The 20,310-nt window shown below is 69.6% G+C and carries 17 protein-coding genes; 10 read left to right on the top strand and 7 right to left on the bottom strand.

Annotated elements, in window-relative coordinates:
• The first annotated feature begins 1 nt into the window (after position 1).
• Entirely contained in the window at positions 2–439 is a 438-nt protein-coding gene (gene soxR / locus CEK69_RS08505) for a redox-sensitive transcriptional activator SoxR (RefSeq protein WP_152245022.1), read from the top strand.
• 241 nt (positions 440–680) lie between these two features.
• Here the strand turns inward: soxR and CEK69_RS08500 are convergent, their stop codons facing one another.
• From CEK69_RS08500 to CEK69_RS08485, 4 genes are all read right to left on the bottom strand, one after another.
• Positions 681–1,133 carry a DUF4426 domain-containing protein gene (locus CEK69_RS08500; protein WP_017909920.1) on the bottom strand — a complete coding sequence of 151 codons (453 nt, stop codon included), beginning with the start codon at positions 1,131–1,133 and terminating at the stop codon, positions 681–683.
• A 143-nt stretch (positions 1,134–1,276) separates the two neighbouring features.
• A complete protein-coding gene (gene proC / locus CEK69_RS08495) occupies positions 1,277–2,122 on the bottom strand; it encodes a pyrroline-5-carboxylate reductase (RefSeq protein ID WP_152245020.1) in 846 nt (281 codons plus the stop codon).
• A gap of 128 nt (positions 2,123–2,250) precedes the next feature.
• Positions 2,251–3,279: a hypothetical protein gene (locus CEK69_RS08490; RefSeq protein ID WP_152245122.1), complete on the bottom strand. Its 1,029-nt coding sequence runs from the start codon at positions 3,277–3,279 to the stop codon at positions 2,251–2,253.
• 316 nt (positions 3,280–3,595) lie between these two features.
• Complete coding sequence (locus tag CEK69_RS08485; RefSeq protein WP_255424814.1) at positions 3,596–4,273, bottom strand: YggS family pyridoxal phosphate-dependent enzyme; 678 nt, start codon at positions 4,271–4,273, stop codon at positions 3,596–3,598.
• Positions 4,274–4,373: 100 nt separating this feature from the next.
• On the opposite strand from CEK69_RS08485, the gene CEK69_RS08480 reads away from it, so the two are divergent.
• From CEK69_RS08480 to CEK69_RS08440, 9 genes are all read left to right on the top strand, one after another.
• Complete coding sequence (locus CEK69_RS08480) at positions 4,374–5,411, top strand: type IV pilus twitching motility protein PilT (protein ID WP_010344138.1); 1,038 nt, start codon at positions 4,374–4,376, stop codon at positions 5,409–5,411.
• Between the two features lie 127 nt (positions 5,412–5,538).
• Positions 5,539–6,669 carry a PilT/PilU family type 4a pilus ATPase gene (locus CEK69_RS08475; protein WP_010344137.1) on the top strand — a complete coding sequence of 377 codons (1,131 nt, stop codon included), beginning with the start codon at positions 5,539–5,541 and terminating at the stop codon, positions 6,667–6,669.
• Between the two features lie 156 nt (positions 6,670–6,825).
• A complete protein-coding gene (locus CEK69_RS08470) occupies positions 6,826–8,088 on the top strand; it encodes a WD40 repeat domain-containing protein (protein ID WP_152245016.1) in 1,263 nt (420 codons plus the stop codon).
• Positions 8,085–9,584 (top strand): diguanylate cyclase, encoded by a 1,500-nt coding sequence (locus CEK69_RS08465; RefSeq protein ID WP_152245014.1) that lies wholly within the window; start codon positions 8,085–8,087, stop codon positions 9,582–9,584. The genes CEK69_RS08470 and CEK69_RS08465 overlap by 4 nt, the downstream gene beginning before the upstream one ends.
• A 291-nt stretch (positions 9,585–9,875) precedes the next feature.
• Positions 9,876–10,472 (top strand): MFS transporter permease, encoded by a 597-nt coding sequence (locus tag CEK69_RS08460; RefSeq protein ID WP_152245012.1) that lies wholly within the window; start codon positions 9,876–9,878, stop codon positions 10,470–10,472.
• 152 nt (positions 10,473–10,624) lie between these two features.
• Positions 10,625–11,341 (top strand): YitT family protein, encoded by a 717-nt coding sequence (locus CEK69_RS08455; RefSeq protein WP_053069717.1) that lies wholly within the window; start codon positions 10,625–10,627, stop codon positions 11,339–11,341.
• Between the two features lie 562 nt (positions 11,342–11,903).
• Complete coding sequence (locus CEK69_RS08450; RefSeq protein WP_226975095.1) at positions 11,904–13,244, top strand: hypothetical protein; 1,341 nt, start codon at positions 11,904–11,906, stop codon at positions 13,242–13,244.
• Between the two features lie 37 nt (positions 13,245–13,281).
• Positions 13,282–15,351, top strand: a complete 2,070-nt coding sequence (locus tag CEK69_RS08445) for a LodA/GoxA family CTQ-dependent oxidase (protein ID WP_152245010.1) — start codon at positions 13,282–13,284, stop codon at positions 15,349–15,351.
• Between the two features lie 49 nt (positions 15,352–15,400).
• On the top strand, positions 15,401–16,516 hold the full coding sequence (locus CEK69_RS08440; RefSeq protein ID WP_152245008.1) for an FAD-dependent monooxygenase: 1,116 nt from the start codon (positions 15,401–15,403) through the stop codon (positions 16,514–16,516).
• A gap of 210 nt (positions 16,517–16,726) precedes the next feature.
• Here the strand turns inward: CEK69_RS08440 and CEK69_RS08435 are convergent, their stop codons facing one another.
• From CEK69_RS08435 to CEK69_RS08425, 3 genes are read right to left on the bottom strand one after another with little or no spacing between them, the layout of a single operon-like run.
• A complete protein-coding gene (locus CEK69_RS08435; protein ID WP_152245006.1) occupies positions 16,727–17,962 on the bottom strand; it encodes a hypothetical protein in 1,236 nt (411 codons plus the stop codon).
• The gene (locus tag CEK69_RS08430) at positions 17,944–18,483 is read right to left on the bottom strand and encodes a DNA-3-methyladenine glycosylase I (RefSeq protein WP_152245004.1); all 540 of its coding nucleotides are present in this window, start codon (positions 18,481–18,483) and stop codon (positions 17,944–17,946) included. The genes CEK69_RS08435 and CEK69_RS08430 overlap by 19 nt, the downstream gene beginning before the upstream one ends.
• A 14-nt stretch (positions 18,484–18,497) precedes the next feature.
• Entirely contained in the window at positions 18,498–20,291 is a 1,794-nt protein-coding gene (locus tag CEK69_RS08425) for a DUF4153 domain-containing protein (protein WP_152245002.1), read from the bottom strand.
• Positions 20,292–20,310 lie beyond the last annotated feature (19 nt).

The raw sequence follows: 20,310 nt of genomic DNA, 5'->3' as shown, positions 1-20,310 counted from the left end.
GATGCAGGAGGAACTGAGCGTCGGACAGGTCGCCGCGCGCAGCGGCGTGGCGGTGTCGGCGCTGCATTTCTACGAGAGCAAGGGCCTGATCCGCAGCATGCGTACCGCCGGCAACCAGCGCCGCTACACGCGCGACGTGCTGCGCCGGCTGGCGGTGATCCGCGTGGCGCAACGCGTCGGCGTGCCGCTGGACAGCGTCAAGGCCGCCTTCGCGCAGTTGCCCGACGCGCGCACCCCGACCCGCGCCGAGTGGGCGCGGATGTCGGCGGTGTGGCGCGAGGAACTTGACGCGCGCATCCTGCAGCTGACCCGCCTGCGCCACCAGCTCACCGACTGCATCGGCTGCGGCTGCCTGTCGCTGCGCCGCTGCCGGCTCAGCAACCCGGCCGACACCCTGGCCGCGCACGGCGATGGTCCGCAGCGCTGGGCGCAGGAGTGAGCGCTGCGTGCGCGCGCAGCCGCGCGTGTAATGTCGCCCCGTCCGCCGCTACCGCGTCGGGACTGAAGTCCCTCCCACAATTGACCGCGCTCGCTCTGCGCCGGTCGGTCTATCGATCTTTCCGTAGGCGCGGTTGCAGCCGCGACCGGGGATTCCCGGTCGCGGCTGTTCCCAAACAGGCGACAAGAGCCGCTGCTACGGCGGTTTGTGTTGCCTGCGCAACGCGGACGCGCGCTACGCGCTAGAAGTTGCGGGTGAAGCGCACCGTGCCGCTGCCGTCGGCGCTGCGCACCTGCACCACGAAGCGCAACTGGTCGTGGGCGCTGCTGCGCACCGTGCCGACGTAGTCGGTGTAGGCGTCGGTGCGGACCGCGCGCAGCGCCACCGGCTGGCGCTGGCCGCTGAGGTCGGTCGCCACTGCCTCCACCGTGCCCACCGCCGGTGCTTCCTCGCCGCCATGCAGGGTGCGCAGCGCGATCATCACCAACGCGGTGTCGGCCTCGCGGGCGATGCCGTAGCGGCGCGCCACGTCTTCGCTCATCGCCAGGGTGGGCAAGGCGTTGTAGTGCACGCGCAGCGTGCCGAAGTCGGCCTGCGCCGGGGTGGCGGCGAGCAGTGTCGCCGGGCGTGGGGTGTCCTGGTCCGAGCAGGCGGCCAGGGCCAGGCACAGCAGCGCAACGGGCAGGACACGCATCGGCGTTCTCCGGGTTGGCGTGGCGAACAACAGGTCTTACGCAGTCGCCCGGGGGGATGCGGACGGCGCGCAGGAACCGCAGTGTACGAGGGGGGCGACGCCGATGCCGAGTAGCGTCCGCGCCCGTCTGGTGCCCGCCGCGCTCAGTCGTCGTTGGCGGCGGACAGGGCACGGCCGCGTTGCGCCGCCGCGGCGATCGCGGCTTCAGTCAGCGCCTCGAAGCCGCCGCGCTGGAAGGTCTCGATCGCCGCCTGGGTGGTGCCGTTGGGCGAGGTCACCCGCCGGCGCAGTTCGCTCGGCGCCTCGCCGGATTCGGTGAGCATGCGCGCCGCGCCGAGCACGGTCTGCAGGGTCAGGGTGCGCGCGGTGTCGGCGGGCAGGCCCTGCGCGATGCCGGCCGCTTCCATCGCCTCGGCGAGCAGGAACACGTAGGCGGGTCCGCTGCCGGAGACCGCGGTGACCGCATCGATCAGCGCTTCGTCCTCGACCCATACGGTGACCCCGGCGGCGGCCAGCACGCGCTCGGCGTGAGCGCGCTGGCCGGCGTCGACGCCGGCGCTGGCGAACAGGCCGGTGACGCCGGCGCCGAGCAGGGCCGGGGTGTTGGGCATCGCGCGGACCAGGGCGTGGCCGCCGCCTAGCCAGCGGTCCAGTTGCGCGGTGGTGATGCCGGCGGCGATGGACACCAGCAGCGGCCGCTGCGCCTGCGCCAGCGTGGCCAGTTCGGTGCAGACCCCACGCAGCACTTGCGGCTTGACCGCGAACATCCACAGCGCCGCGCCGTCGGCGGCCTCGGCCGCGCTGGCGACGGCGTGGACGGCGTACTCGGCGAACAGGGCCTCGCGCAGCGCCGCCACCGGCTCGGCCACACGGATGCGGCGCGGATCGGCGCCTTGCCGGACCAGCCCGGCGATCAGGCTGCGCGCCATGTTGCCGCCGCCGATGAAGGCGATATCGGCCGCTTGGGAATCGGGGGAAGCGGAAGCCATGTGCGCACCGTCGCGAAGAGGGAGCGCCATGGTAGCGGCTGCGCCGCGCCGCGTTGCTGCGGTGCGGCGCAGTCCGGGTCACGCTGCGGAAGAACGCGCCGGCCGCCATGCGGACCGGCGCGACGGACTCAGTTGGACTCGGTGAAGGTGATCGACGGCGTGCTGCCGCCGGCCGTCGAGCAGCTGCCCAGGTTGAGGTTGTTGGTCTCGCCGGTGCTGCCGGCATTGGCCGCGCAGGTCGGGGCGGCGGTGGAGCCGTTGGTGGCGGCCACCTTCACCGTGATCGACGAGCCGGAGTTGAAGTTGGCGCTGGAACCGCCGGCGTTGCCGACCACGTTGAACTCGGCGTCCTTCCACACGGTGGCCAGCTTGACCACGCTGTCCCTGGCGCTGACGCTGTAGGCGGTGCCGTTGTTGGTTAAGGTGATGGTGTCGTTGCCGTTGGCGGTGGCCGAACCGGTCAGCTTGAGGTTGGCCAGTTGCGTGGCCGGCACGTCCGGCGCGCTGACCGCATTGCTGTTGCGGTAGCAGTCCGAACCGCCGCCGCTCATCCAGCCGCTCGGGCAGCTGCTGCCGTAGCCGATCAGCCAGTACTGCATGAACACCGCGGCCTGGCCCTGGGTCTCGTAGTCGGTGGCGTAGACGAACTGCTGCCACACGGTGCAGCCGGAGCGGCCGCCGCAGACGCTGGTGGTGGCGTTGTAGTTGGAGTTGATCTGCAGCGAGTACTCGTTCGGGCCGAGGATGCCGCCGCCGCCGAAGGAGGCCACGCCCACGCCTTTCTCCGAGGTCACGCCGGTCACCTGCGGGAAGCTGCCCACGACCTTGCTGATCAGGCTGCTGGAACGCAGCGCGTAGTCGTAGCCGTTGCCGGTGGTCTCGGTGGCGCCGAACAGGATCTTGTGCGGGATCGGATGCACGCGGCGGGTCAGGGTCTTGCAGACATCCGTTTGCCACTGCGTATCGGGGAAGTTGGCATGGAAGCAGCCTTCCGCCGGCGTTGGTTGATGCGCCATGGTTTCGCGCCAGGCGGTGCGTGCCTGGACTTCCGCGGGCGACATCATCGCTTCTTCGTTGGTCCAGGCCGGCGTCGCCGTCGGCGCGGCCATGGCCGCGGGGACGTGCAGCAGACCAATGACGCAGGAGGCGAACAGCAATCGGGTGGATGCTTGCATCTGTGACCTCGTTCGAGCCGAGCGCATTCGGCAATGGACTGCGGAGTACCCGCGGTCGGCCGCCATGGAAGCGAAGCGCGTGCGTCTGAAACGTGACTGAATTAACGGTTTGCAACCGTGTCGCATGGTTCAGGAAGCGCTGTCGGCGCGAACCTTTCATTCATCCCGAAATTCTATGGTTTTCAACGAGATCGCCTACGACAGAATTCCGATGTTGGTGAATCGTTTTTGAAGCGGCCGTAGACAAATCATCACGGTGTCACGGGCACTGCGGTAATGCGGCGCGGCAGCAGCCGGTTCAGCCGGAAGCGCGCGGACCGCGCGCGCCGAACAGGGCGGTGCCGACCCGCACCATCGTGGCGCCGGCGGCGATGGCGTCGGCGAAGTCGCCGCTCATGCCCATCGACAAGGTGTCGACCTGCGGGTGGGCGGTGCGCAGCCGCGCGAACAGGGCGTGCATGCGCGCGAACGCGTCGATGCGGCGTTCGGCCTCCGGCCATGGCGCGGGAATGGCCATCAGCCCGCGCAGCAACAGCGCCGGCTGCGCGGCGATGGCCGCGGCCAGCACGTCCACGGCGTCGGGCTGGCAGCCATGCTTGCTGGCCTCGTCGTCGATGTTGACCTGGATCAGCACGTTCAGCGGCGCGCGTTCGGGTGCTGCCGCGCGGCCCTTGGCCAGGGCGGCGACCAGCTTGGGCCGGTCCACGGTCTGCACCCAGTCGAACAGCGTCGCCGCCTGTTCGGCCTTGTTCGACTGCAGGTGGCCGATCAGATGCCATTCCAGTCCGGCCTCGGCCAGCGCGGCGATCTTGGCCGCCGCTTCCTGCACGTAGTTCTCGCCGAAGGCGCGCTGCCCCTGCGCGGCCAGCGCCGCCACGGCCTCGGCCGGCTGGGTCTTGGACACCGCCAGCAACTGCGCGTGCGGGCGCCCTGCGGCGTCGGCGGCACGGTCCATGTCCAGGCGAATCTGTTGCAGCGGAGAGAGGGGCACGGCGGCGTTCCGGCAAAGGGAAGGGCGCTATACTGCCGGCCGGGGAATCATCCTTCCAGTCGCAGCCCAAGGGGAAAAGCAGCGTATGGATATCGCTGAACTATTGGCGTTCTCGGTCAAGAACAAGGCGTCCGACCTGCACCTGTCCGCGGGCCTGCCGCCGATGATCCGGGTCGATGGCGACGTCCGCCGCATCAACATTCCGGCGCTGGACCACAAGCAGGTGCATGCGCTTGTCTACGACATCATGTCGGACAAGCAGCGCCGCGACTACGAGGAGTTCCTCGAGGTCGACTTCTCCTTCGAGATTCCCAGCCTGGCGCGCTTCCGCGTCAACGCGTTCAACCAGAACCGCGGCGCCGGCGCGGTGTTCCGCACCATTCCCTCGGAAGTGCTGACCCTGGAAGACCTCGGCTGCCCGCCGATCTTCCGCCAGCTGATCGACCAGCCGCAGGGCCTGATCCTGGTCACCGGGCCGACCGGCTCGGGCAAGTCGACCACGCTCGCCGGCATGATCGACTACATCAACAAGAACGAGTACGGCCACATCCTCACCGTCGAGGATCCGATCGAATTCGTGCACACCTCGCAGAAGTGCCTGATCAACCAGCGCGAGGTGCACCGCGACACCCACGGCTTCAACGAGGCGCTGCGCTCGGCGTTGCGCGAAGACCCGGACATCATCCTGGTCGGCGAGTTGCGCGACCTGGAAACCATCCGCCTGGCGCTGACCGCGGCGGAAACCGGCCACCTGGTGTTCGGCACCCTGCACACCAGCTCGGCGGCCAAGACCATCGACCGCATCATCGACGTGTTCCCCGCCGGCGAGAAGCCGATGGTGCGCTCGATGCTGTCCGAGTCGCTGCGCGCGGTGATCTCGCAGGCGCTGCTGAAGAAGGTCGGCGGCGGCCGCACCGCGGCCTGGGAAATCATGGTCGGCACCCCCGCCATCCGCAACCTGATCCGCGAGGACAAGGTCGCGCAGATGTACTCGGCGATCCAGACCGGCCAGCAGAACGGCATGCAGACCCTGGACCAGCACCTGCAGGACCTGGTCAAGCGCAGCCTGATCACCCGCAACCAGGCCCGCGAGTACGCCAAGGACAAACGATTGTTCGAGTGAGGCCGGGAATCGGGAATAGGGAATCGGGAATGGGAAGAGCAACCGCCCCATCCTTCCCGCTTCCGGATGCCCGCTGCTGCGATTCCCGATTCTCCATTCCCGATTCTCAGCTCCGAAGGAGCCGACCATGAGCACCATCGACTTCACCTCCTTCCTGAAACTGATGGCGCACCAGAAGGCGTCGGACCTGTTCATCACCTCGGGCATGCCGCCGGCGATCAAGGTGCACGGCAAGATCACCCCGATCACGCAGACGCCGCTGACCCCGCAGCAGAGCCGCGACCTGGTGCTGAACGTGATGACGCCGGCGCAGCGCGAGGAGTTCGAGAAGACCCACGAGTGCAACTTCGCCATCGGCGTGGCCGGGGTCGGGCGCTTCCGCGTCAGCTGCTTCTACCAGCGCAACCAGGTCGGCATGGTGCTGCGCCGGATCGAGACGCGCATTCCCAGCGTGGACGAGCTGAACCTGCCGCCGGTGATCAAGACCCTGGCGATGACCAAGCGCGGCATCATCATCTTCGTCGGCGCCACCGGCACCGGCAAGTCGACCTCGCTGGCGGCTATGATCGGCTACCGCAACCAGAACTCCACCGGGCACATCATCACCATCGAGGACCCGATCGAGTTCGTGCACAAGCACGAGGGCTGCATCATCACCCAGCGCGAGGTCGGCATCGACACCGACAGCTGGGAGAACGCGCTGAAGAACACCCTGCGCCAGGCGCCGGACGTGATCATGATCGGCGAGGTGCGCACCCGCGAGGGCATGGACCATGCCATCTCCTTCGCCGAGACCGGCCACCTGGTGCTGTGCACCCTGCACGCCAACAACGCCAACCAGGCGATGGACCGCGTCATCAACTTCTTCCCCGAGGACCGCCGCAGCCAGCTGCTGATGGACCTGTCGCTGAACCTGCGCGGCGTGGTCGCGCAGCAGCTGATCCCGACCCCGGACGGCAAGGGCCGCCGCGTGGCCATGGAGATCATGCTCGGTACGCCGCTGGTGCAGGACTACATCCGCGAGGGCGAGATTCACAAGCTCAAGGACGTGATGAAGGAGTCCACCAACCTGGGCATGAAGACCTTCGACCAGAGCCTGTTCGAGCTGTACCAGGCCGGCGAGATCAGCTACGAGGATGCGCTGCGCCACGCCGATTCGCAGAACGAGGTGCGCCTGCGCATCAAGCTGGCGCAGGGCGGCGACGCGCGCACCCTGGCGCAGGGCCTGGACGGGGTCGAGATCGCCGAGGTGCGCTGAGCCTGGTGGGCGAGCGCAGGGCCGGCCGCAGGGTGCGCCGGTGCGGAACCAGGATCGCGCCAGTTGTCTCGCGTTCTTGTGCGGGTGTCGAGTTTTCAATCAAGCGTCCGTCGTCGGTCCATCGTGGACGCGTCAGCCGAAGGGAGGGAAGCCGCCATGAACGAACTGCCTGAAGTGCTTTGGTCGAACGAGCCGCATGCCGGCGACTACATCAATTCCGTGGCGGTGTCCGACGATGGCAATGTCATCGTCGCCGGCACCTTCTTCCACGATTACAGCGATACGACGCAGACGTCCGGGCTGGACGCAGTGCCTGTCGAGCAGCGCAAGGTCTTCGAGCGTATCGCGCCTGCTGCCACGCGCAGCGACGTCGGCAACGATCAGCAAGGGTGTTACGGCACCTACGCCTGGGATGGGGCCGGCAACCTGCTGCTGAAGAAGGAATTCGAAGGCTGGCAGGGCGTGTACTGGGTCGATGTCGCGGGGGACGGGGGCACCATGGCCAGCTGTGGCTGGAAGAGCCAGCAACCGTACGCCGGCTTCATCGGTGCCTGGGCGGTCTCGGGCGGGAAGGAATTGCTGTCCTATGCGCTCCCCGGTCGCGGCAACATGGTGTCGCTGGACGCGCGTGGGCAAACGTTGCTGGCCGGGGCCGAGCAGGGCTATCTGTTCTGCCGCGAGGGCGACGCGTCCTTCGGTGCGCCCGTGTGCATCGCCCTGAGCGGCAAGGGCGACACCGTGGTCGCCACGGGCATCGCCGCAGACGGTGCCACCGGGCTTGTGGCCAGCTATCACGGCGAGATCGTCCTGTTCTCGATCACGTCCGGACAAGCGACGGCCCTGGCGCGCTGGCAGTTGCCCAACGGCGCCTACACCCACGGCGCGGTGCTGTCCGGCGATGGGCGCAGGGCCTATGCCGGCGCCAGCGACGGCACGCTGTACGCGTTCGACGTGGCGGCGTTCCAGAAAACGCCTGGGCCGGCCTGGACCGAGACGGTGCCCGAGGGCGCCACCACCATCTACGGGGTGGCCTGCGATCGCGCCGGCAACAAGGCCGCGATCGCAGGCAATCTCAAGGGCGGTGGCGTCGTCGCCGTGTACGCCGATGCCGGCACCGCTGCGACGCTGCAGTGGACCGCGCACAGCGCGCACTCGCCCAACTGCCTGGCGTTCGACCCTGACGGGCGCTGGCTGGGGCTGGCCGATGGCCATCCCGATGGGACGCCCGGCGGGTTCACCCTATGGAACGCGGTCGACGGCACGGCGCTTTGGTCCTATGGCACGGACAACATGAGCTGGCCGATCCGGCTGAACAGCGGTGCCACCGTGGTGGTGGGCGGCAGCGACGACGGCTCGGTCACCGCCTTCGTCGGCCCCGGTTCGGCGATCGGCCGTGGCCGTGCGGAGTCGGATGGATGACAGGCAGGGACGCCGAGGCGCCGTTTCGTACGCGCGTCGCGGCGCCGCGCCGTCCCGGCGCGCTGCTGGTGCTGTCGGTGGTGCTGGTGGGGGCGTGGCTGGCGGTCTTCGAGTTGGCGCGGGTCCTGGACTATCAGCCGCATGCGAGCCTGTGGTTCCCGCCGGTGGCGGTGACGCTGGCCACGTTCATGGTGCTGGGCTGGCGCGGTGCGCCGGCGATCGCCATTGCCTGCGTGCTGGCCACGCTGCTCAGCTTCTATCGCACCAGCGGCCATCCCGTCGTCCCCGGTCGGGCGGTGCTGGGATACGCGCTGTTGTTCACCGCCCAGCAGTTCTGCGTCTGGGGCGGCCTGGCCTGGCTGCTGCGCCTGGTCGGCCGCGGGGTGTCCTCGAGCAGCCTGCCACGTGTGGTCACCTGCTTCATCCTGGGGGGCGGTGTGGCGTCGCTGCTGTCTGCCTGCCTGGGCGGCGCGGGGCTGGCCGTCACCGGCGCCATCGACTTGCCGAGCATGCTGGCGCAGTTGATCCCGTGGGCGATCGGCGACTACGCCGGCCTGCTGGCGCTCGGCCCGCTGGCGATCGTCGGGGTGCTGCGCCTGGCCGAGTGGCTGCAGATCGTGCCGCAGCCGGGTATCCCGCGCCTGTCGGGGATGGTCGCGCCGGCCGGAAGCGTCTCTGCCTACTTGGTCAAGCTCGCGTTGCTGCTCGGCGTCACCCTGGCGGTGATGGCGCTGGCGGCGGCGTTGCCGCGGCAGCCGGCCGTGGTGTTCGCGCTGTTCGTGGTGGTGGTGATCCAGTTGTGGATCGTGCATACCCACGGGATGCTGCAGGCGCTGGTGGCGATCGCGGCCTTCAGCCTGCTGATTGCCGTGGCCACGCCGTTGCTGCGGCTCGAGGCGCAGGCGCTCGCGCTGCAGTTCGCCATGATCAGCCTGGCGGCGAACAGCTACTTCGGCCTGGCCGTCCCCGGGCTCTATGCCGACAACACGCGGCTGCGCCATGCGCTGGTGCGCGATCCGGTGACCGCGGCGCTGTCGCGCACCGGATTCCTGGAGCAGGTGCTCAACGATCTGCAACTGGCCGCGCAGGACCCGCGTCCGCTGGCGGTGATCGTCGCCGACATGGACAACCTCAAGGCGATCAACGACCAGTTCGGACACGCCGCCGGGGATGCGGCGCTGCGTGCCTTCGTCAAGCGCTGCCGGCGCTGCCTGCGGCCGGGCCAGTTGCTGGGGCGCCGGGGCGGCGACGAGTTCGCGCTCTACCTGCCGCTGACTACGCCGGAGAGGGCGCAGGGGCTGATCGACGCGTTGCGCGGTGCGCTTGCCAAGCCCGGCGACGACGACGGATTCGCAACCGCACTGTCGGCCAGCTTCGGCCTGGCCCTGTGCCACCGCCGGGATCTGGACGCGGAGGCGCTGGAGGAACTTCTCGAACGCGCCGATGCGGAGATGTACGCGGACAAGCGGCAGCGCCGCGCGGTGGCTGTGCGCTGATTGCTCCCTTCTCCCACCGGGAGAAGGTGCCCCGAAGGGGCGGATGAGGGTACGGGCGCAGCCTCGTGCGTCCTGGCGCTGCGAGACGCTTCGCGCCGTACCCTCACCCCAACCCCCGCTCCGCGCCCCGGCCCGCGCTTGCGGCGCGGGCGCTCCAGCGGGCGCGCGCCAGTGGCGCGCAGGCCGCACCCTGTCGCCCCGGTGGGAGAGGGGCTTTAGCTGTTCCTTCTCCCACCGGGAGAAGGTGCCCCGAAGGGGCGGATGAGGGGACGGTGCGCCAGAATGCGAGCCATGCAAACCGACAACCCCTACGCCGCCCCGGTCGCCGCGCTGCCTGACACCGCGGCCGCTGCGGCACCCGCCGACCCGCTGTCCACGCTGTTCGCGCCCTCGGCGGCCAAGCTGGCGCTGCTGTGCGCGACCAGCTTCGGCTGGTATGCGCTGTACTGGTTCTACCGCAACTGGCGCGCCTTGCGCCTGCTGTCCGGGCGACGACGCATCTCGCCGGTGTGGCGCTCGGTGTTCTCGCTGCTTTGGGTATTCGCCTGCTTTCGCGAGCTGGAACGCATCGTCGGCGCGCAGCGTGGCGCACTGGTCGGCTGGCTGGGGCCGGCGTTGGCCTATGTCTGCCTGAGCCTGCTGGGCGCGTGGCCCTCCGCGTTGTCGCTGTTGACGCTGCTGACGTGGACGCCGGTCGTGCTGGTCAACCAGCGCCTGGCGCGGTTCAAGCAGGCGCGCGGGCTGCCGCGCAGCGCGGCGGAGCGGTTCAACGCCTGGACGTGGACGTGGCTGGCCATCGCCGGGCCGGTGGTGCTGCTGGTGGTGATCTCGATGGTGAGGGCGGTGACCGTCGGCCTCCCCGTCCACATCGCTCTGCCGCAGCGATAGGTCACGAACGCCAGGCGGAATCGGGGAGGCCACAGGGGCGGCATCCGGCATCGACACGCGGCAGGGGCGATCCGCTGCGAGTCTTCAAAGTTTCATATGCAACCACCCCTCGCCTGGTGTCTAATACCGCCCCCCACGCTGTGCCCCCTCCCGTGAGCCTTCCCGATTCCGATCTGCGTCCGGACCTGGACCCGTTGCCCGACGACGGCACCGTCGTCACCGCCGGACCGCTGACCCCGCCGCCGGATTCGGCCGGCACCGTGCAGGATGCGCGCGCGCTGCGCCACAGCGTGGCCGAGGACGTGCAGGGTATGCTGCTGGCGACCCTGGTGGCCTCGCTGGGGCTGGCGGTGTTCGCCCATGGCGGGCTGATGATCGGCGGCATGGCCGGCGTAGCCTTCCTGCTGCACTACGCGCTGGGCTGGAACTTCGGGCTGATGTTCGTGCTGGTCAACCTGCCGTTCTATTGGCTGGCGGTGCGGCGCATGGGCTGGGAATTCACGCTCAAGACCTTCGTCGCGGTCGCCGCCTGCGGCCTGCTGACCGACCTGCTGCCGCGCTGGGCGCAATGGGCGACGATGACGCCGCTGTTCTCGGCACTGGTCGGCGGCGCGCTGGTCGGCCTGGGCATCCTGTTCTTCATCCGCCACCGCGCCAGCCTCGGCGGCGTCGGCATCCTCGCGGTCTACCTGCAACGCAGCCGCGGCTGGAGCGCGGGCAAGGTGCAGATGAGCTTCGACGCGGCGCTGATGGCGGTGGCGTTCTGGCTGCTGGCGCCGCAGCAGGTGCTGTACTCGGCGATCGGCGCGGTGGTGCTGAGCCTGGTGCTGATGTTCAACCACCGCGCCGGACGCTACATGGGCGTGTGAGGTCCGCCGCCGGTCGCCGTCGCGCGATCGGCAACCCGCGCATCGCAGCACGCGGGGTTCCTTGCGGGGGCGCGAACGTCGCGCGATCTGCCCGTGTTGCGCTTGGTCATGCAGGACATGCATGCAATGCCTGCCGTCCATCGGCGTGCCGCTGCACTGTGCTGGGCACGGCGTCGCCCGTGCATGACGGCAAGTGTCTACGGAATTGCCGCGGTGTCTACGAAACAGCCTTGCTGTCCAAGTGTGACGCAGCGCATGCTGCTGTCGAAGAAAGGATGAGTGCGCACGGACGGCGCAAGGCGATCGCGGGGAGCGCGATCCCACCTGCATGACGTTCACCACGATGTTCGACGCCGCGCTTGCGCGGCGGCGCGGTGCCGCCTGTCCGGCGCGCCGCGACGGATGCCGGCGCTTACAGCTTTTCCACGGAACGAGGGGCAGTGCGATGAAACGTGCGGGATTCGCAGCATTGGTCTGTGTGGTGGTCGCGGCGTGCTCTGCCGTGAATCCTGGGTCGGGATCGAAGCCCGGCAGCGGTGGCGGGACGGTCACGCCGACACCCATGCCGGTGGCGGGATCCGGATCGGGACCCGCGCCAGGCGCAGCGGCCTGCACGCCGCCGGGGCCGCCTGCGCCGTCGTGGTTCCCGCATGCGCAAACGCCGGCGCCGGATTCGGCGGGCTTCGCGTCCAGCAGCAATTGCGAGTTCCATCAGTGGTCGTGGAATACGTTCCTGTGGCTGACCCAGGACGTGGGCGGGCAGCCGCGCTTCCTGAGCATGTCCAGCGACGGCATCGGCGGCGTTGCCGACGGCGTCCTCGATCCGTTGATCGGCCGCTCGCAGCAGGCGCGCACCGTCGAACTGATCGATCAGGCGGGCCCGGACGGCGTGCTGGTGGATCGGCATGGGCGCGCGGTCTATTACTCGATCCATTCCAACGACGTGTTCGGCCAGTTCATCGCCAGCAATCACCTGCAGGATCCGAAGGCGTTGCGTGCCTTCGATCCGACGGCGGCATTTCCGGTCGGCAGCATGACCCTGAAGGCAGCGTGGAAAGTGGTGCAGCCGGGCGAGGACGTATCCACGTTCTATACCCGCCAGGCGCAGATCGCCAAGCTGGGCATGCGCAAGGGCAAGATCATCGCCACCGGCGACACCGAAACCCAGACCGTGGCGCTGGTCGGCTTCCACATCGGCGGCACGGTCGCCGGCCATCCGGAGATGATCTGGGCCACGTTCGAGCACCGCGACAATGCACCGGATGTGGACACGTCGCTCAATCCGGGCCAGCCCGTCTCCGACAAGGACTGGACCTTCTACAAGGCCGGTACCCCGATCGAACAGTGCAACGTCAACGCCGCCGGTGCCGGTGCGCTGACCTTGAACGCGCAGACCCAGACCCTGAGCCCGGTGACCCAGGTCTGCCGCATGGTGCCGTACGGCGGGCAGAAGCCGTGCCCGAGCGGCCAGGACTGCAACATCGCCAACATCCAGTCGATGAACACCTCGGTGCAGAGCCAGTTGAACGACGTGTGGAAGAACTACTTCGAGGTCGGCGCGATCTGGTTCGTGGCCAAGGATGCGTTGGCGCCCAACTGCACGTTCCAGCCGGGTTCGGCCCTGGAATGCATTCCCTCGCCGACACCCGAAGGTGCGCCGCCGCTGCTCACCGGCTCGATCAAGCTGTCCAATTCCACCATCGAGACCTTCACCCAGGTGCAGAGCACGCAGAACAACTGCTTCGCCTGCCACAACACCACCCAGGTGATTTCGCCCGATCCGCGCGCGCAGTCGTTGCCGGGGCTGAACGTCAACATCAGCCATGTGGTGATCAACGACTACTTCCAGGCGCAGTTGCCGCAGAAGGCCCCGCCGGCGGCGCGGCCGGCCACGCCGCGCTGAGGCGCGCCCCTCTCATCCGGATCAGGAGCAAGTCACCATGACCAGCAACGTGTTTCGCGTGCATCCGGCAATCGGCATCGGCCGCGTTGGCGACAGCCAGGAGTTCTATCTCGCACCGGTGACCGCGGCCGGCACCCGCGGTGCCGACGGGCTGATGGGCGGGCTGCCGGTGCAGCCCGGCACCGAGTCCACGCCGATCACCGCCGAGCAGTTCCGCGACGCCGCCGGCAACGTCAAGCGCCAGGCCGCACGCTTCCACATCTACGCCTACCCCAGCGGCAGTTCCGGCAGCTATCCCAATGGCGGCGGCGTGCGCGTGGACGTCGGCAGCACGATCGACGGCAAGACGGTCAAGGACATCGTGTGGACCGTGCATCTGGCCAACAAGAAGCTCAACAACTATTCGACGGTGAGCCAGGGTGGCCAGTTTCGCGGCATCGGCGCCTACGAGGAGCCCGGCGTGCTGGAGCTGCGCAATCCGGACTACCCGGGCGCGGCCGATCCGGCCGATCCCAACGATCCGACGCGCCTGCGGCAGTTGGTGATCGATCCGGGTCCGCGCGCGCTCAGCGCCGCCGCGGCGGGCAGCGCCGTGGTTGGCTTCGACATGACCAGCACCGCCAGCTACGCCGATGCCAGCGGCACGATCCACCCCCAGCCGGCCTATCCGGTCAGCTTTCCCTCGATGTTCCATACGCTGCACGAACCGCTCGGCAAACTCGATTCGTTGGGCGACATGCGCGTGGAGGCCAACGGTGCGCTGATCGTGGCCGGCGGCTTCGCCCGCACCTCGGCAGTGATCGGGGCCGATGGCAGTTATCCGCCGCTGGAGGACGCGACCGAGAACGGCCTGTGGTACGACGACGCGGCCGATGGCCCGGTCAATGCCGTGCTGATCTTCAACGACGGATCCACCGCCAGCGTGCAGGGTGCCTGGTACGTCACCGGCGATCCGGGCTATGCGCCGCAGACCCGCAACGTGGTGTCCACCTGGGACGACGTCTACGACGTGTGGGTGCGCGCACTGGGCCTGGTGCCGTCGCTGTATGCCAACAACGCGTTCGTCGCCACCTACCAGCCATCCTTCAGCGACGACATCCAGCCGATCTTCCACGCGGCGATGCTGCAGCGCTGGAACACCAATCTGCCGTCGGGAGCGGTCAAGGGCCACGACATGATCGGGCAGATCCAGCCCACCGACGATCCGAGCGCGAAGATTCCCAACCTGAAGACGCTGATCCGCGACCCGGCCTCCGCCGCCGACACCGAGACCGGCTCGCCGATGATGCCGCTGTCGCTGGGCGATGCGCAGAAGAGCTTTCTCAGCGTCAGTTCCACCCAGTACTTCCTGCTGAGCCAGTGGCACGGCAAGAACTACGTGCAGGGCGGCGCACCTGTGCTGGGCCCTGGCGAAGCGCTGGACCGGGTCACCCTGCAGAACTGCCTGGGCGGGCGTTACAGCCCGGGCATCGAGGTGTCGTTCCCGATCCGCGACGTCAATCTCTACGTGCAGGACTGGAAGGCCCAGGATTGCGGGCCGTTCCGCATCAACCAGGCGCCGCTGGACTACAGCAAAGCGAATCAGGGCAGCGCGTTCCTGAGCTTCGGCTATGTGCCGCTGCAAACGCATCCGGTGGAGCCGGGCGACCTGTCCAAGTTCATGTCGGTGCCCTGGCACACCGACTACAACTCCTGCGCCACCCATCTGCCCGATCCCAATCCGGGGCAGCAGACCGTCAATCCGAACAACACCTTGTTCTGGTCGTGGCCGGCCGAGCGGCCGTTCGCGGTCTACCCGGCGGCGCTGTGCCAGGTCGACCCCGACGACGACACCTGGTACCTGGGGCCGCAGGTCTATTCGGTGCGTGGCGAAGGCACCGACAGTCCGTATCCGACCAGGGCCGGACGCTTCCAGGCGTACGCGGACTTCGTCGCCAACTGGTCCAAGGTGGGCTTCGTCATCAGTGGCGCGCAGATCGCGCAGGTTTCCGGCAAGCCGCCGTACCCGGCCGAGCTGTTCCTCGAAGTGGCGAGCCAGTTCGATCCGGGCCAGGAGTTCGTGGCGCCGTGGCCGATGGCGAACATGCCGGTCGATCCGAAGGTGTGATGAGCCCGGACCTCGGGAGCAGATGGACGTCTCTGGACGGGACACGCCGATGAGCGCGCACGACCGCTGCGCCGTCGCCATCGTCGGCGGCGGCGCGGCCGGCTGCGCCACGGCGCTGGCGCTGGCCGCGCGCGGGGTCGGGGACGTGGTCGTGGTCGACATGGGCCGCGCCGCAGGCTGGCGGCTGGGCGAGGCGCTGGCGCCGACCGCCAGTGCGGCGCTGCAGCGGCTGGGCGTGTGGGACGCGTTCCTGGCGCAGCGGCCGCTGGCCTCGGCCGGCAGTTGCGCCAGCTGGGGCCGGCCGGAGCTGGGCTACAACGATTTCATCGTCGCCGGCCAGGGCAAGGGCTGGCACGTGGACCGCGCCGCCTTCGACGCGATGCTGGCCGCGGCGGTGCCGGCGCAGGGCGGCACGCTGCTGCGCGGCCTGCGCCTGGGCGCGGTCGGCCGCGCCGCCGATGGCGATCACGTGCTGGAACTGCACGAAGAGCAGGGCGGCGTGCGCCGGCTGCGCGCCGGGTTCCTGGTGGACGCCAGCGGCATCGCCGCCGCGGCGGTGCGGCGGCTGGGCGTTGCCCGCAACGAGGTGGATTGCCTGGCCTTCGTCGCCGGTGTGTTCGCGCTGGAGCGGGCCGAGGCGATTCCGTCGCAGGCCTTGCTGGAGGCCTGCGCCGACGGCTGGTGGTATGCGGCGAAGTTGCCGCATGAGCGCTTGATGCTGGCCCTGGCGCTGGAGCCGCGCCGGCAACGGCAGTACCTGGACCGCGACGTGTGGCTGGGGGTGGCGCACCAGACCCGGCATGTCGCGCAGTGGTTGGCGCAGGGCGCGGCGTGCGCACCCGAGGCCGATGGCCTGATCGCCGCACTGGGGCCGTCGGCGATTCTCAGCCGCGTGGTGGGCGCCGACTGGTTGGCAGTGGGCGACGCGGCCAGCGCCTACGATCCGCTGACCGCGCACGGCATCGTCAAGGCCCTGCAGGACGGCGAGGCCGCCGCGCACGCACTGGCAGCGCATCTGCAGGGTGCCGGCCCGGCGCCGCTGGCGGCGTACCAGGAGGGCGTGTTCGCGCGCTTCCGCGCCTACCTGCGCGAACGCGGGGCGCTGTACGCGCGCGAGCGGCGTTGGGCGCAGGCGCCGTTCTGGCAGGCGCGGCTGGCGGGGTGATGCCGACCGCCACGCCGTGCGCGAGCGGTAGAGGACGCCGGCGCTCAGATTCCTTCAACGCCAACCACTTGCCGGCGGTATGGGGCTGCCCCCCGCACCATCCGTGCTCGCTTGCCAACGCCGCCGTTTCCGGCGTGACCCAGCGGGGGCGCATTTCCGTTGCATCGCGCGCGAGCAGGTGGCGACGGAGCCGCGGTAATCCGCCCACGTTCACTGCGCGGGCGGTGCCGCCGTGGTCAGCCTGACGCTGCTGCGCTCGCGCTTGGACAGCAGCGGCAAGGTCACCGCCTGCTCGCCGGGCGCGGCGTACAGCCACAGCGCACAGCAGGCAGCGTAGGAGGTCAGGTTGCTGCTGCGGAAGGCGACGATGCTGGCGCTGTAGCAATCCGATCCGTGCCGCAGGCGTATGTCGGCGACATAGTCGAACGTATAGTGACCGGGCCCGTGCCACGGCCATTGCGCGCGTTCTTCGGGGTCGCTGGTCGCTGCTGGAACCGGGCAGCGCGCGTCCGGGTTCGGCCGGCGTTGCCGGCCCTGTGCGTCGAAGCCGAGGCGCTGCAACTCCCGGTCCGCGACCGCGCGCAGTTGCGGGTGCTGCGTCAGCCAGCGTGCGGCGTCCTGCTCTTCGGTCGTGGCGTTCGCAGTATCTGGCGCAGGCGCCAGCGTATGCCGATAGCGGTAGCGCACCTGCAGCACGCGGGAGCTGCTGTGCTCTTGCGGCAGCGGCGATAGCGGGCGCGACAGCGTCAGCGTGTCCTGGAAGTAGTCGCCGTCGCGATAGGCGGCATAGCTGCGGCCGTCGATGCGCAGCCAGTACAGGGTCTGATCGCTGCCGCGGCCGTTGATGCTGAAGGTGCCTGTCGCCGGCGCTGTGTCGGGTGCGGTGTTGGGCAGGGCAAGGAAGCCGTGTACGGGGTCGCGGCGCAGCACGGTGATCTCGGTGAACAGGCCAGTGCCGCCGACATAGGATGTGATCACCAGATCGCGTTGCCCGTCTTCGTCAAGATCGAGCAGGGTGTAGTGGTCGTCGCCGTTTTCGGAAACGTCGTCCTGCGCGGTGCCGGCGTCACCCATGTATGTGCGCACCGCTTGCCATTCGTCTGCGGTGACGCCGGCCGGTTGCACGAGTGGCGCGGCTGCGGCGCCCGCTGCGGCGAGGTCGAAGCTCACGCCAGTGGTGTCCTCATGGCGCTGTAGCACCGTGTCGATCGGCGTGGGGTTGCTGGCCGGTTCGGCCTCGATCTCGCGGCGCAGCTGCTCGAGTACCTGCGGCAGCGTCGCCGTCCCGGGGGCGGCCGCATGCGCGGGCGCCGGGCATGCGGCCAGTGCGAGCAGCGCCGCCGTCGCCCACGATGTCGGCCGTATCCGTGGCATCCACCGTGGTGCGGCGGCGAAGCGTGCAGGCGCAGCAGGTGCTGCGGCGCCGTTCATGCGCTGCGCATCCACGGCGGATCCAGCTGCGCGATGCGCGCGAACGCCGGGCAATCTTCGCGGTGCGCGCCGGGCAGGTAGCCCAGGCTCATCAGGAACTCGCCGGTGATCTCGCCGCCGGTGAAGCGGAAGGTGCGTTTGAACAGCTTGATCCACTCGACCTTGCTGCGCGGATGCTGCGCGTCCAGCCAGGCGGCGAAGCTGCCGTGGCTGGCCCGCAGGCGCTGGATCACCTGCGCGTTGTGGATCGCCGCCTGCACCTTGAGCCGGTTGCGGATGATCCCGGCATCGCCGAGCAGGCGCAGCACGTCGGCCTCGCCGAAGGCCGCCACCGTGTCCACGTCGAAGCCGGCGTAGGCGGCGCGGAAGCCGGCGCGCTTCTTCAGCATCAGCTCCCAGCTCAGACCGGCCTGGTTGATCTCCAGCACCAGCCGCTCGAACAGGTCGGCTTCGGCGCGTTGCGGCACGCCGTACTCGTGGTCGTGGTAGTGGCCGTGCACCGGGTGCCCGGGGGCGATATCGCAGTAGCTGCTCATGCGGCGGGTGTCCGTCAGTCGATCTGGTCGTTGGGGTCGGCGGGGTACAGCTCGGTCCGCTGGGTGCCGGGCAGTTGCAGGTCGGGCCAGCGCCGCGGCAGCACCTGCAGCTTGCCGTCGCGCAGTGCCTGGTACAGCGCCTCGGCGTTGTCGCCGTGGCGCGGGAAGAAATGCGTCCGCGCCACGTCGCGCCAGCCGCTGCCCGGGTCGGTGTGGATCCGGCATTCGACGCCGTAGCCGGCGCTGGCATTGCACAGCAGCACGTCGTCGTGGCCATCGCCATCCAGGTCGCGGCGCAGCGCCACGCACTGCGCGCCCTCGCGCCGGCAATTGCCGTCCTCGATCTTGCCGGCCAGCAGCGCCTGCCACCACGCGGCGTCGGGCTCGGCGCTGCCGGCGGCCGGCACGATGCGTTGGCGCACCTGCAGCGGATCGGTGCTGCGCGGCGCATCCTCGTTGTCGCCGCCCCAGCGCTGCTGGCGCTGCAGCATCCGCTGCAGGCGTTCGCGCTGCACCGGGTCGTCGGCGAACGCGGGCACCTCGCGCAGCGCCTGTACCGCGCGGTAGCCGCGGCGGCCGCTGTCGAAGCGCAGGTAGGCAAGGTCCAGTTGCGCGGCGCTGGTGCGGCCGTCGGCCAGGCGCTGCAACTGGTCGCCGACGACGAGGCGGTACGGATCCAGCAGCGGCGAGCTGGCCGCCAGCGCCAGGCCGATCACCACCCACGACAACACCCGGTTCACGGGCGCCAGCGGCTGCAGCCAGCGCGCGCCCGGGCGCAGCACCGCCCAGGCATAACCGCATGCGTAGCCGCAGGCGACCACCGCGACCAGCACCCCGGCAAAGCGCTCGGTACTCCAGCCGTACTGCCCGATGCGCAGCCACAGCGCGTACAGCGCCAGCCCTGCGTACAGCGGCAGGCTCAGCAGCCCGGCGTCGATCACCCGTTGCAGCCAGGCCGGGTAGGGCGCGTCGGCGGTGCCGTCCTGGTACACCGCATTGACGAAGACCACCAGCGTGGCCACCACGGCGATCAGGATGCTGGCCGCAGCCCGGGTCTCCCACAGCGGCTGCAGGCCGGTGAACGGCAGACTCAGCGCGAACAGCACTGCCACGAACGCCAGCAGCGGCAGCAGCCCGGTGCAGATCGCGAACAGGATCTGCCGCATCACCTGCACCGCGCGCTGCTGGGTGCGGCCGATCAGGATGCCCAGGCCGAACATGGTGCCGGTGGCCAGGTAGACGAAGGCGGTCTGCCGGAACAGGTCGCGGAACAGGGTCAGCTTGACCAGCGCGAACAGCGCGCCCCACAGCCACAGCACCAGCCAGCAGATCCCCACGAACAGCAGCGCCAGCGCCAGGGTCAGCGCGTTCTGCCAGGCATGCTCGAACAGGTCGCGGTACGGCGCCTGCCAGCGCCCGTGCTGCAGCCGGCACTGCAGCCACGGCAGCAGCACGAACATCGCCAGCGCCAGGGTCGCAGCGAACGGGCCCAGCACCTGGCCGGGGCGCAGGCCGGGCGCGCCGGTGGCGTTCCACACCGCCCAGGCGGACACGGCCGCCACCAGCACCGCCACTGCGATGGTGTGCTGCCACAGGCGCAGCGCGCCCAGGTGCCGCACCGACAGCAGGGTCATGGTCGGCACGGTCAGCACCAGGGTGTACCAGCACACCTGACCGCCCAGGGAGCCGAACGGCCACAGGCCGCGCTCGGCGCCGCGCTGCGCCAGGTACAGCAGCGCGCCCTGCAGCAGGGCCACCAGCACGATGAAGGCGCGGGTCTGGCGTGGCAGGTCGGGGGGCGTGTCCATGCGTGCGTGCTCCTGGGCG

The sequence above is a fragment of the Xanthomonas sp. LMG 12462 genome (genome assembly GCF_009192885.1).
GTDB lineage: Bacteria > Pseudomonadota > Gammaproteobacteria > Xanthomonadales > Xanthomonadaceae > Xanthomonas_A > Xanthomonas_A sontii.
This window is presented reverse-complemented; position numbering and strand designations above follow the sequence as displayed.